This window comes from Pseudomonas sp. MNR3A (assembly GCF_009650575.1).
Lineage (GTDB): Bacteria > Pseudomonadota > Gammaproteobacteria > Pseudomonadales > Pseudomonadaceae > Aquipseudomonas > Aquipseudomonas machongensis.
The window spans coordinates 284,471-296,623 of the sequence record NZ_VZZS01000016.1 but is presented as its reverse complement, the minus strand read 5'-3'; the positions used below and the strand labels follow the sequence as shown (position 1 = coordinate 296,623).

Genomic DNA, 12,153 nt, shown 5'->3' with positions numbered 1-12,153 from the left:
GCACCCAGCAGAGCGCGGCCGATGCGGCTCACGCAAGCTCCGTGCAGACCGACGCCTGCGCGCGCAAGGGAACCCAGGTGGTGCAGCAGACGGTGCAGGTGATCGAGCAGATTTCCGAGGAGCTCAACGACGCGGCGCGCAGCATCGATGCGGTGAGCAAGCAGTCGGAGCTGATCGGAAAGATCGTCCTGACCATTCGCGGGATTGCCGACCAGACCAACCTGTTGGCACTCAATGCCGCCATCGAGGCCGCCCGGGCCGGTGAGCACGGGCGCGGTTTCGCGGTTGTGGCTGACGAGGTGCGCAGCCTGGCGGCGCGGACCAGCAAAGCCACGCTGGAGATCGTCGAGGTGGTGCGACAGAATCACGACCTGTCACTGACGGCGGTAGCCAGCATGCAGTCGAGCCTGTCGCGCACGGGGTTGGGCGTGGAGCTGGCCAACGAGGCCGGTACCGTGATCATGGAGATCCAGCAAGGCTCACGTCACGTGGTCGATGCAATCAGCCAGATCAGTTCGACCTTGCAATTGCATTGAGCCCCTCGCGCAACTGACGCTCCAGGCCCTGGAGGTTTGCCTCCAGGCGCGCGAGCAATGCATCGCTGGGCGCTCCATCGGCCAGTGCCTGTTCCAGCGTTTCGCAATCGCGGACCACACCCCTGACCTTGAGCATGCGCGCACCGCCTTTGATCCGGTGCACCAGCGTTTTCACCTGCGCCGATGTGTGGCCCGGGGCCAGTTCGCGCAGGGCCTGCAGGTCTTGCGCGGTGCTCTGGGCGAGTTGTTCGAGCAGGCGCCGAGTCAGCTCTACGTCGTCCTGGGTGAGATGGCGCAACTGAGCAATGTCGAAACCACTGTCAGGCGGTGCATCTTCCGGGGGCGTTGCCTCGGTAGTCGGCGCCTGGGGCAAGTGGGCCTTGAGGGTACGCAGGTCGATCGGTTTGAACAGGCACTCGTCCATGCCATCGGCCAGGCACTGTGCCTTGGCTTCGGCCTGGGCGTTGGCCGTGACGCCGAGGATTCGGCAGGGCTGGGCACCGCGTTCGCGTTCCAATGTACGGATGCGTCGTGTCAGTTCGTGGCCATCCATCACGGGCATGCTGCAGTCGGTGATCACCAGGTCGAACGCTTCAGCCTGCCAGAGCGCCAGGGCCGTCTGGCCATTTTCAGCCAGGCGCACCTTGTGCCCGAGAGTGCATAGTTGCTTTTCGAGGAGCATGAGGTTGGCCGGGTAGTCATCCACGACCAGGACATGCAAAGGACCGGCCTGGGCAGTGTCGCCGAGTAGCTCGGGCAGGGGCTGCGCAACCAGGGGCTCGGCGTTCGGCAGCGACAGGCTTATATCGATTCGGGTGCCGACGCCCTGCAGGCTCTGCAGTTGCAGGACGCCGCCCATGAGTTGGCACAGTGTACGGCTGATGATCAGACCCAGCCCGGCACCATGGCGTGCGCGCTGGCCGTCGAGTTGGGCGAAGGCCTGGAACAGCCTGGCCTGATCGGCTTCGCTGATGCCGATGCCGCTGTCTTGCACCTGCAGTTCCACCTGCAGGACATCTTTGGTCTGTGCCTGCACGATCAGACCGACTTCGACCTGGCCTTGCTCGGTGAACTTGATCGCATTGCTGAGCAGGTTGGACACCACCTGGCGTAGCCTTACCGGATCGACAGAGGCCCAGATCGGCGACTCTGGGAGCCTGGTTTGAAGCGTCAGTCCCTTGACCTTGGCATTGGCTTCGAAGGCGCGTACGGTCGAGCGGACGAGCTCGACCAGGTCGGTGGCTACGGGCTGCAAGACCATGTGCCCGGACTCGATGCGCGAGATGTCGAGGATATCGCCGATCAGCTCGAGCAGGCCGAGTGCGGCATCGTGTGCAGTCTGCAAGCCCTGCGGGTCGCTGTGGCCTTGACGGTTGTCTTCGAGTGCCAGTTCCAGCAGCCCGATCACCGCGTTCATGGGGGTGCGGATCTCATGACTCATGATTGCCAGGAAGCTGCTTTTGGCCTGGCTGGCACGCTCGGCATCCTCCTTGGCCTGGCGCAACTGTTCGAGCAGGCTGCGGCTGAGCGTGAGCTGGGCCTGAAGCGCCCGTTGTGCCTCGCTGCGCTGGTGGATCAACTTGCGCAGATAGCCGTTCCAGAACACCACGCCGGCCAGCAAAAATGCCGAAAGCACCAGCACCTGCAACGCCAGCGAGCGGTAGTTGCCCCACAGGCTATCGCTGACGATGGTGCTGGTACGCCAACGGTTGATCAACTGGTCCAGTTCTTCCGGCGGGATACTCAGCAACGCCTTGTCCATGATCGACTGAAGTTGCGGCAGATCGGGCGCCACGGCAAAAGCTATTGCTGTCTGGCTGTCGTCCTGCAAGCCGGCGATGCGCAACCTGTCCTTGAACACATGAGTCAGGTAGTAGGACGCGCTGATGTTGCTGATCAGCGCAACGTCGGTATTGCCCTTGGCCACCGACTCCATCATCGCCAACGTGTTGCTGGCCTCGACCACATGAGCCTGCGGATAACGCTGGCGCAGCGCGACCTCCTGGGAACCGTCACGCACCAGCGCGATGCGTTGTGCGTTCTGTGGGCCGGCTTGCGTGCTGGTGCGACGCACGACCTGCACGTTGGGGCTGACCAGGTAGGGGCGGGTGAAACGCACGCGCGATGCGCGCGACGGGCTGTAGTCCAGGGCTCCGACCAGCTGTGCATCACCCCGTGCCACCTCATCGACCATGGCCGCCACGGAGTTGCGTTCAACGATGTCGAAACGCAGGCCGGTGCGCAAAGTGATCTGTTTGAGAACGTCCAGTGTAATGCCGTTGGGTTGCTGCTGGGTGTCGTTGAATGTGATTGGTGCAAAGCTTGGGTTGATCAGTACCCGTATCCTGGGGGCTCTGGCCAGCCAGCGTTGTTCTTCATCGGTGAGCGTGGAAAGGCGACGCTGCAGGAGCAGGCTGGTGTTGCCACTGGACCAGCGGCGCAGGATGTTCAGGCGCTCGCTGTCGGTAATCCTCTGTAACGCCTGGTCGACCAGGCCGAGTAGCCTGGTGTTGTGCTGGTCCAATGCGAAGGCGAAAGCGCCTGCGGGTGCCTGGACGAAATGGTCGATGCGCACCAGGCCTTGATAGGCTCGTCCAATAGCGAAGTCCGAGCTGATGGCATCGCCGATGTAGGCATCGGCATCACCCTGCGCCACTGCGCTGAGGCCTGCGTAGGTCGAGCTGTAGAGGATCAGCTGCGCCTGGGGATACAGGGCTTGGACAGCCGCCTTGGGCAGGTAGTGATCGACCATGGCCAGGCGCAGGCCGGCCAGATCCTCACTGTGCAACTGGGGGCGGTCCTGACGTGTGACGATCACCGGAAGGTCGTCGGCATAGGTTTGGCTCAGGGACAACTTGGCATCGGCTGCTTCGAAGCCATTGGAGCTGCCAAGCAGGTCGATCTGCCCCTGGTGCAGGGCTTCGATGGCCGCCGTGCGACTGGCAAAACGGCGTACTTCGATCGGCATGCCCAGTTGCTCGCCGATCAGGCCAGCATAGTCCGCACTCAACCCCTCGTAGTCGTTTGGGCTGACATTGATTTCAAAGGGGGGGTAGTCAGGACGCGAACTGCCCAGGACCAGCACCTTGCGCTCGCGCAGCCACTGGCGGTCGCTGTCGCTCAGCGGCAGCGCGACACTGGCACTGATCGAGCGAGCCAGCAAGTGTCGCGGTTCGCTTTCACCAATGGCGGCGCCCGATATCAGCAGGGCCGCCGCTGCCAGTAGCAGGCCGCCAAGGGTGTGCCTCATCGTCGCGAGGCTCAGTTCACTTGGTTGCGTTTGGCCAGGTCGACCATTTCGACCAGCGACTCGGTCTTGAGTTTTTCTCCGATTCGACCGCGGTAGGTGCTGATGGTCTTGGCGCTGAGGTTCATGGCCGTCCCTATGTACTTGTTGTTCTCTCCCCGCGCGAGCCTGCGCAGGACTTCCATTTCCCGATTCGACAGGCTGTTGAGCCTCACCGTTTCCGATTCCAGGGTGCTGCTGTTCACCGACATCTGCGGAAAGGTCGAATAGCCTTTGACCAGGGCCTTGAGCGCGAACAACAGGGCATCGAGGTCTTCGTCCTTGTTGACGAAGGCCGAGATTCCTGCATCCAGGCAGCGACGGACGTAGAGATCAGAGGACTGCCCGGTGAGTACCATGATTTTTGGTGCAGGATCGAGCAATTGCAAACGCTTGATCACTTCCATGCCATCCAGGCCCGGTAACCCAATATCGAGAATCACCACCTTCGGTGCAAGCTGGCGTGCCATCTGCACGGCCTCGATGCCATTGCCCGATTCACCGACAACCTCAAAGCGTTCCCGCTCGAGCAGGATACGCACGGCGAGGCGGACGGTAGGGTGATCATCGACCATCAGTACGGTGGTCATTGGAAAACTCCTGTACGAAATAATGTTCGTTCCTGACGTTATCCAGGAATACGTCTGTAGGGCCAATCTGGCTGCGGGCACGATACGTCCATCAGAACGCTTTGATAATGGCGAGTATAGGCGTGTGGAAAAAGCCGCCATTTGCTGGTGAAAAGTCTTACAAAAGAAACTAGGGGCGAGGGGCGATGAGACCCTCGCGGGCGGGTGTGGGGTAAGGGCGCTCAGGTCGGGCGCGCACAGGCGGGATGCGGTTTATTCACGCGATGCGTCGACGCGGGATTTTTGAGCAGCGCAGCACCGACCCGTGTCGGGCGTTGCTGCAATTGCCCCGCGCAATTCGGACATTGTCCCTGTAGATGCTGTTCAGCGCAGCGGCGGCAGAAGGTGCACTCGAACGAGCAGATCAGCGCGTCCAGGGTGTCGGGGGGCAAATCGGTATCGCAACATTCGCAATTGGGGCGTAGCTCGAGCATGGCGCAACTCCGGTGCGGACAGAGATGCGCCAGTGTCGGTCGCTGGACGCTGGCTGGCAATCCTCAGTCGCCGGGGCGATACAGATGGGCGTGGCCGGCGCGGTACAAGGCCGAGTCGGCAAACGGTGCGTCGCCTAGAACATGGCCGACGAGAATCAGTGCCGTGCGCCGGAAGCCTTTGTTGGCAACACCCTCGACGATATCGGCGAGACGGCCCCTGACCCAGTCCTGGTCCGGCCAAGTGGCGCGGTGGATCACTGCCACCGGGCAATCCGCCCCATAGTGCGGCAGCAGCTCCTCGACGATGCGCGGCAGATGGCGTACCCCCAAGTGAATGGCCAAGGTACTGCGGTGGCGCGCCAGGTCCGCCAGTTGCTCACCTACCGGCATCGGCGAGCGATCGCCGTAGCGGGTCAGGATGACGGTCTGCGAGATGTCCGGCAGCGTCAGTTCGCAGCCGAGCAGGGCGGCGCTGGCGGCTGTGGCGGTAACGCCAGGAATGATCTGGTAGTCGATGCCCAGTTCGCGCAGGTGGCGGATCTGTTCGCCGATGGCGCCATACAGGCTCGGGTCCCCGCTGTGTACACGGGCCACATCCATACCCTTGTCATGGGCTTCTCGGATTGCGCCGATGATCTGCTCCAGGTGCAGTTCGGCGCTGTTGATCAGGGTACTGGCGGTATGACCTTCGAGTACCGCGGGCGGTACCAGTGAGCCGGCGTAGATGATCACCGGGCATTGACGGATCAGGCGTTGGCCCTTGACCGTGATCAGCTCCGGATCGCCGGGGCCGGCACCGATGAAATAGACCGTCATGGCAAGTCCTTGAAGGTGAAATGAAGTGCGATTATCCGTTGCTGGCCAGCGCCAGGGTAGCGTCACCGAGCACCTGCCTGGTGATTGTCAGGATCGGCGAGCGCTGACCCTCGCTCGCCGCCAGTGCCAGCGCCGCGCTTTCTGCCACTCCCCAACAGCCGGTGGTGTTGAAGGCCATTTCGGAGCGGTGGCTGAGCAACGGCAGGAAGGGCTGCAGTTGCCGGGCGCTGTACACCGTCAGGGGCAGGCCGAGCTGCTCGGCCAGTTGCCGCAGGCCGGGCTCCTGAGCCTTGAGATCGATGCTGGCGATACCTCGCAACGCGGGCAGCGTCAGGCCGTTGCTGGCCAGGGCAAGGTGCAGCAGGGTTTCCAGAACCGCCGCCGGGCAACCCCGGCGGCAGCCGAAACCGACATAGAGCGCGGCCATCAGGCCTGCGCGGAGCGGCGGTACAGCCAGGCGCTCAGCAGACCCAGTGCGACCCAGAAGGCTGCGTTGGTCAGCCAGGAGGCAACCTTGAACTGTGCTTCCAGCGCTTCGGGCGCCAGGCTTTCATGCACCAGTGGCTGAGGGGCGCCGATCAGGTGCGGTACCACCAGCAGCGCAGCGCCAAGCACTTTGAGCAGCCAGTGGCGCGCGAAGACCAGCAACGCCAGGCCCACAGCAGTGGCGGCGGCGGTGCCGATCCACCAGGTCTGGCGTTGACCCAGATCGGCCGCGGCGGTGCCAGGCAGTTCGGGTGGCAGGCCCAGGGTCGGTGCCAGGCAGAACACGGCGAAGCCGCCCAGGCCCCACAAGGCGCCAGTACTGACTCGACCGGGTTCGCGCAGGCTGTAGAGTGCGGCGAGGATCAGCGCGAAACCGACTGCCACCACCAGGTTACCGCCGGTGGTCGACAGCACGCGCTGCCAGCCGTCTTCCGGTGACCAGGCTTCTGCACCGTGCTCATGGCCAGCGGCACTTTCACCGGCGTGCTCGTGCTGCTCGGTGGGGGCCGAGTTTTCATAGGTTTCGGCTTGAAGGATCAACGGAGCGACCCAGAAACTCTGCAATAGCGTCAGCAAAAGTGCGGCGAGCAGGCCACTGAAGCCTGCAGTGCGAGCGATACGCTTGATCATCATCGGACACTCAGTGGCAAGGGAAGGCGGCGCTGTGACGGGTATCGTGGGCAGCGTTGTGCACAGCCTCCAGGTGCGAGAACCCGGCGAAGTACACCAGGCACAAGCCCAGCAGGCTGGCGCCGACCGCAACGACGAGACGCTGGCTGAGGCTGACGGGGGTGGCGATGCTGTGTTTGGCGCTGGTGACGGACATGACGCATTCCTCTGCTTTTTTTCATGGGCGACAGGAAGCGCGGCAACCCCAGGCGAGAACCGCCCAGGGACATGCAACAGCGCCCGCCCACCGCGGGGTGTGATCACAAGACGTCGGGCCGGTCTCCGGGCTGACGAGCAGGAGCCTGGCTCCTGGGGAGAGCGTCACCTTCCCATGCCGCACTGCAGGCACAGTGGATCAGACGCTCGCTCGCTTACCGTTGCGGGGGCAGCACCGGACTTGCCAGACCCATGAAGGGCCTGTGACGCACCGGTTTCCCGTTTCACCCCTGCAAAGGGGCACCCTACGTAATGTATTAGGAGATCACGGCCACGCTTTGGTCGTCAATTCTTGTTACGAATTGAGCAAATGGGCGGGCTGAAAATCCTCAGTCAGCCTTGAACGTCGCACTTTTTTACATTCAGGGGCTCTATGCATGGCCAGGCTGCGCCGATTCACGGCCCGGCCGCTAACCCTGGACCCCGGTGCAAATGCCTGTTCCTGCCTTTCGCCGCCATGCCCGCCTGTCATTGGTGGGTGTCTTGATCGCCCTGTGCGGGTGCACCGGGCAGCAGGGGCATGACGTATTCACCCAGTTGGGTAATGGGCATCCTGGCGAGCTGTTCCAGACCAGTGTCGACCGCATGGCGACCTTGTCCATGCGCGACAACCTGCAGAGCCTGTATCTGCTGATGAACAAGCTCTACCTGCGCAACCCCAGTCAGTGGAAGCAGTCCGGATACCTGGATGCCGCCACCGCTGAGCGCCAGATCCGCCAGGCCATCGAGCAGCGCCAGTCGTTGCCGCAACTGGGCGAGCGCCGTGACCTGGCGGCGCTGAGCTATGCCTTGAGCCCGGAGTTTCGCGGTGATCGGGTCGGTGCGTTCATCTATGCGATCGGCAGCATGTTGATTACCGCCCACGGTGGGCGCACCGAGTTCTACATGACCGACGCCATCGACCCACTGTTCGTCAATAACGCCGCGCGCAACATCGAAAAGGCCACCTGGATGCTCGGTCAGCGCCAGGATGCCAATGGTGTGTTGCTGCTGTTTTCCAACGAGATCTCGGAAGAGGGCAGCAACCTGAGTTTTGCCGTCGAGTTCGGCAAGATCGTCGCACGTCTCGACCTGCTGGCGCAGATGCTCGATGAGCGCTACCGACGGATCGGCCTCAACTATGCGCAGAGCCTGCTGCTGATGAATTTCCTGCCCGTACAGTGATCATCGCCGCGGGCCTCAGAGCAAGGCTTCGATGGCGCGGCGATAGCGCTGGCCTGCCAGGCTCATGCTGTTGTTGTGGCTTGCCCCCGGCACCAGCAGCAAGGTCTTGGGCTGCTGCGCGGCCTCGAACAGCGCCTGGCTGAAGCGTGGCGGCACATAGCGGTCGTCCAGGCCGTGCACCAGCAGCAGAGGTAAATCGATATCGGCGATCTTGCCCAGCGAGTCGAACTTCTGCGACAGCAGCCAGCGTACCGGCAGTGCGGTATCGGCCACCGATGCTGCCACGTCGCCAAGGGAGGTGAAGGTGGATTCGAGAATCAGGCCGCGCGCAGGTACGGGCTGGCCTTGCTGGCGTGCCTGGCGTGCGAGCTCCGACGCAAGCTCGACAGCGACCGCACCGCCCAGCGAATGGCCGAAGATCAGGCGCTTGCTTGGCACCGGCTGCAACTGGGCGAAGCGCTCCCAGGCAATTCGGGCGTCCTCGTATACCGTGGCCTCGGACGGCAGGTCGCCTTGGCTCTGGCCAAACCCGCGGTAGTCCACGGCCAGCACCGAATAGCCCATGGCGTGCAGCTGCTCGATGCGGAACAACTGACCGGTGAGGTTCCAACGTACGCCGTGCAGGTAGAGTATCGCTGGCGCATCGGCGCGTTTGGCCGGCCACCACCAGGCGTGCAGGCTCTGGCCGTCGGTGAAGCTGCGCGGGCGCAGGTCCAGCTCCTGTACGCCGGCCGGCAGGCCCCTGAACCAACTGGCCTGGCCCGGCTCGATACGAAACACCAGTTCGCGCTCCTTGTGCTGCAAGACCGCGCAACCCGCGGGCAGGCCCACCACCAGCAAGGCCATGGCCAGCCAGGTGAGCCAGCGGCGTTTGAAGTGAGTGAGCAGGGTGTCGGTCATGGGTGTCATCAGGCGTGCTGGAAATCGTCGTTTTTAACAGAAGCCATGGCCTCGCTGCAGGCAATTTTTCCCGAGCGGTGCTGACACATGTTTGCAAGCTGTTTCCCCAGCGCCCTCGAGGGGATCTGCACGCTTGCCGCAGCGGGCGCCGAGGGGTAGGTTTCCCTGACCCTGTCGATGGAAGACTTACCTTGGACTCGATTACCCAAGCCCTACTTGGCGCCGCCCTGCAAGGTACCGTGCTCGGCCGCATCCAGGGCCGCCGTTCGCTGTTGTACGGTGCCGCGCTGGCCACCTTGCCCGATCTCGATGTGGTGATCCGGTATGCGGACCCTGTTTCGCAGATGACCTATCACCGCGGTTTTTCCCATTCGATCTTCGTCCTTACCGGCCTGGCGCTGCTGCTGGCGTGGCTGGTGGCCTGGGTAGGGCAGAGGCGCCGGCCCGACAGAGGCTACCGTTGGCCCCGACTGTTCGTGGCGTTCTGGCTGGTGCTGGTCACCCATCCCCTGTTGGACGCCTTCACGGTCTATGGCACGCAATTGTTCTGGCCGCTGCCGTTCACTCCCGAAAGCTGGGCGGCAGTGTTCATCATCGACCCGATCTACACCGTGCCGCTGCTGGTCGCTGTGATCTACGCCGCGTGGCGGGGGCTGAGTGGCCGGGCGATACCCCTGATGGCAGCGGCTCTGCTGTTCAGTACGGCGTATCTGGGGTTCGGGCTGGCCGGGCGCATGGCGGTCGAGCAGCGTTTCCATGAGGCCCTGGGCCGCCAGGGCGTTGTTGTCGATCATGTGCGGGCAGTGCCCATGGCCTTCAACAGCCTGGTCTGGCGGGTGCTGGCCAAGACGGCGGATGGTCATTACTACGAGGGCGTGAGCAGCGTTTTCGACCGCGAACCACCCGAGATGCAGCGCCTGTCGCTGAACCTGGACGCCGCCAAGGTGCTCGAGGGCGTCGCGCTGCACGAGCGGCTGCGCTGGTTCACCGATGATTGGCTGCGTTATGACGTGGTCGGCGATGTGCTGGTGGTGACCGACCTGCGCATGGGCATTCCCGGTAACTACACCTTCCGTTTCCGCATGGCGCATCGCGACAGCCAAGGCCAGTGGGTGGTCGATACCCCAGCCAACTGGAGTGACGGTGCCGCGATGTTCAACGGCCATGACCTGGGGCTGATCTGGCGTCGGATCCTCCAACAGCAACCTCCGCTGCCCCTGGCGGCTTGGACCACACGCTACCTGAATCCCCCGCCGCAATCCGGGGTGGCGCCCTGAACGGCCGCTCGGCCGGGCTCGACCTGGTCAAGTGGACGGCGATCCTGAGCATGGTCGCCGATCATTTGCGCTACCTGTGGCCCAGTGCCGACGGGTTGTTCGTGGTCGGGCGCCTGGCGTTTCCACTGTTCTGCCTGGTGATCGCCTGTCATGTCTCACGCGCCCAGCCAGGCGCGCTGTACACGGCAGCCAACGCGCGCTACCTGAGCTGGATGCTGGCCTTCTCGGTACTTGCCGAGGGCCCGTACCGTTGGTTGGACAATGGCTCGCACACGCTCAATGTCATGCCCACCCTGACCCTTGGCCTGCTGGTCGCCTGGGGGGTGAGGCATCCGCAGCCTGCTGCGCGCATCGTCGGGATCGGTAGTGCCGGGCTGGCGCTGGTTTTCAGTGATCGACTGATGTATGGCCTGCCGGGGGTATTGCTGCCGGCGGCCTGCCTGATGCTGTGGTCGCGAGGTCGGCCCGGCTGGCTGGTGCCCTGTCTGCTGGCAATGGGCGCAAACCTGACCAACAGTTGGTTATGGGCGCATCCCTGGCAGCCCTTTTCCCTGCTGGTGCTGGCCACCGCGGCAATGGCGCTGCCATTGGGTTTGCGCATGCTGGCGTACCAGGGCGCCTCAATCGTGCCTGTGGGACGCTGGGCCTACGGGTTCTATCCCTTGCACCTGATGGCGATCAAGGCCTTGCAATACCTCGATCTGCCCCCATCCTAGGCAGCCTCGGATATCCAGGAACAGCTTCATGGAACCCAACCGCTTCGGCGACATCGCCGCCTTCGTCAGTGCCGTGAAGGTCGGCAGCTTCACCGCAGCCGCCGCGAGCCTGGGCCTGACCCGCTCGGCGGTGGGCAAGAGCATCGCGCGCCTCGAATCGCGCATGGCCGTGCGCCTGCTCAACCGTACCACGCGCAAACTGAGCCTGACCGATGAAGGCCAGGTCGCGTTCGAGCGTTGGCGGCAGATCCTCGAAGACCTGGACGAAGTCGAGACCACGATGGCCCAGCGCCGTGGACGACCGACCGGCACTCTGCGCCTGACTGCGCCGCTGTCGTTCGGCCAGCGTCATGTGCTGCCGATCCTGGATGTCTACCTCAAGCAATGGCCGGAACTGCGCGCCGATATCCGCTTCACCGACCGTTTCGTCGATCTGGTGGAGGAGGGGGTGGACGTTGCGGTACGCATCGGTGCGCCCAAGGAGGACTCGCAACTGCTGACACGCACCGTGGCGTGGCAGCAGTTCGTCACCTGCGCTGCACCCGAGTACTTGCAGCGTCATGGGGTGCCCCAGGTACCGGCAGACCTGTATGGGCACGACAAGATCGCTTTTCTGGCGGGCGAGAAGGCCAGCCCCTGGCGCTTCCACACCGATGAAGGGCTGCACCTGTGCGAAGAGCCCGGGCGCTTGAACATCGACAGCTCCGAGGCCATGCTCGATGGCGCCCGCGCCGGGTTCGGGCTGATTCACCTGCCCACCTACATCACCGGCGACGACTTGCGCGCTGGAACGCTGGTCGAGGTACTTGCGGATTACCGGCCGCCAGCGGACCCGATTCGTATCGTCTACCCCAGCAAGCGCCATTTGTCGCCACGGGTGCGAGGTTTCATCGACCTGCTGGTCGCCCGCTGGGAGCATGGAGTGCCCTGGGAACGCTGATTGGGGAATGCAGGGACCGTGTGTAGGGCCCGTTTTGCGGTTTATCGCCCAGGCGTGGCCCTGGACACTGTGCAGTCATATCCG

The 12,153-nt window shown here is 63.6% G+C and carries 13 protein-coding genes and 1 riboswitch; of the genes, 5 read left to right on the top strand and 8 right to left on the bottom strand.

Translation table 11 applies throughout. The annotated features are described in order from the left end of the window. The first annotated feature begins 41 nt into the window (after positions 1–41). Positions 42–536: a methyl-accepting chemotaxis protein gene (locus tag F6X62_RS25650; protein WP_370672098.1), complete on the top strand. Its 495-nt coding sequence runs from the start codon at positions 42–44 to the stop codon at positions 534–536. Here the strand turns inward: F6X62_RS25650 and F6X62_RS12940 are convergent. From F6X62_RS12940 to F6X62_RS12910, 7 genes are all read right to left on the bottom strand, one after another. Further along, positions 511–3,786 carry a transporter substrate-binding domain-containing protein gene (locus F6X62_RS12940; RefSeq protein ID WP_153773750.1) on the bottom strand — a complete coding sequence of 1,092 codons (3,276 nt, stop codon included), beginning with the start codon at positions 3,784–3,786 and terminating at the stop codon, positions 511–513. The genes F6X62_RS25650 and F6X62_RS12940 overlap by 26 nt on opposite strands. A gap of 11 nt (positions 3,787–3,797) precedes the next feature. Further along, complete coding sequence (locus F6X62_RS12935; RefSeq protein WP_054890738.1) at positions 3,798–4,412, bottom strand: response regulator transcription factor; 615 nt, start codon at positions 4,410–4,412, stop codon at positions 3,798–3,800. Positions 4,413–4,633: 221 nt separating this feature from the next. Further along, entirely contained in the window at positions 4,634–4,885 is a 252-nt protein-coding gene (locus tag F6X62_RS12930; protein ID WP_153773749.1) for a DUF1272 domain-containing protein, read from the bottom strand. Positions 4,886–4,948: 63 nt separating this feature from the next. Beyond that, the gene (cobM, locus tag F6X62_RS12925; RefSeq protein ID WP_153773748.1) at positions 4,949–5,701 is read right to left on the bottom strand and encodes a precorrin-4 C(11)-methyltransferase; all 753 of its coding nucleotides are present in this window, start codon (positions 5,699–5,701) and stop codon (positions 4,949–4,951) included. Positions 5,702–5,732: 31 nt separating this feature from the next. Then, positions 5,733–6,128, bottom strand: coding sequence for a cobalamin biosynthesis protein (locus F6X62_RS12920; RefSeq protein WP_153773747.1), 396 nt, complete (start codon positions 6,126–6,128; stop codon positions 5,733–5,735). Further along, the gene (locus F6X62_RS12915; protein WP_054890887.1) at positions 6,128–6,817 is read right to left on the bottom strand and encodes a CbtA family protein; all 690 of its coding nucleotides are present in this window, start codon (positions 6,815–6,817) and stop codon (positions 6,128–6,130) included. The genes F6X62_RS12920 and F6X62_RS12915 overlap by 1 nt, the downstream gene beginning before the upstream one ends. A 10-nt stretch (positions 6,818–6,827) precedes the next feature. Then, a complete protein-coding gene (locus F6X62_RS12910; RefSeq protein WP_063545029.1) occupies positions 6,828–7,013 on the bottom strand; it encodes a CbtB-domain containing protein in 186 nt (61 codons plus the stop codon). A gap of 98 nt (positions 7,014–7,111) precedes the next feature. Next, positions 7,112–7,335, bottom strand: a riboswitch (cobalamin riboswitch). Positions 7,336–7,504: 169 nt separating this feature from the next. On the opposite strand from F6X62_RS12910, the gene F6X62_RS12905 reads away from it, so the two are divergent. After that, positions 7,505–8,236, top strand: a complete 732-nt coding sequence (locus tag F6X62_RS12905; RefSeq protein WP_054890733.1) for a hypothetical protein — start codon at positions 7,505–7,507, stop codon at positions 8,234–8,236. Positions 8,237–8,251: 15 nt separating this feature from the next. On the opposite strand, the gene F6X62_RS12900 is transcribed toward F6X62_RS12905, so the two are convergent. Further along, complete coding sequence (locus F6X62_RS12900; RefSeq protein WP_054890732.1) at positions 8,252–9,136, bottom strand: alpha/beta hydrolase; 885 nt, start codon at positions 9,134–9,136, stop codon at positions 8,252–8,254. Between the two features lie 191 nt (positions 9,137–9,327). Here F6X62_RS12900 and F6X62_RS12895 point away from each other — a divergent pair, with 191 nt between their 5' ends. From F6X62_RS12895 to F6X62_RS12885, 3 genes are read left to right on the top strand one after another with little or no spacing between them, the layout of a single operon-like run. Next, positions 9,328–10,413 carry a metal-dependent hydrolase gene (locus F6X62_RS12895; RefSeq protein ID WP_153773746.1) on the top strand — a complete coding sequence of 362 codons (1,086 nt, stop codon included), beginning with the start codon at positions 9,328–9,330 and terminating at the stop codon, positions 10,411–10,413. After that, positions 10,362–11,129 (top strand): TraX family protein, encoded by a 768-nt coding sequence (locus F6X62_RS12890; protein ID WP_256674033.1) that lies wholly within the window; start codon positions 10,362–10,364, stop codon positions 11,127–11,129. Before F6X62_RS12895 ends, F6X62_RS12890 begins: the two co-directional genes overlap by 52 nt. Before the next feature lie 28 nt (positions 11,130–11,157). After that, positions 11,158–12,069, top strand: a complete 912-nt coding sequence (locus tag F6X62_RS12885; protein ID WP_125929999.1) for a LysR family transcriptional regulator — start codon at positions 11,158–11,160, stop codon at positions 12,067–12,069. Positions 12,070–12,153: the final 84 nt, after the last annotated feature.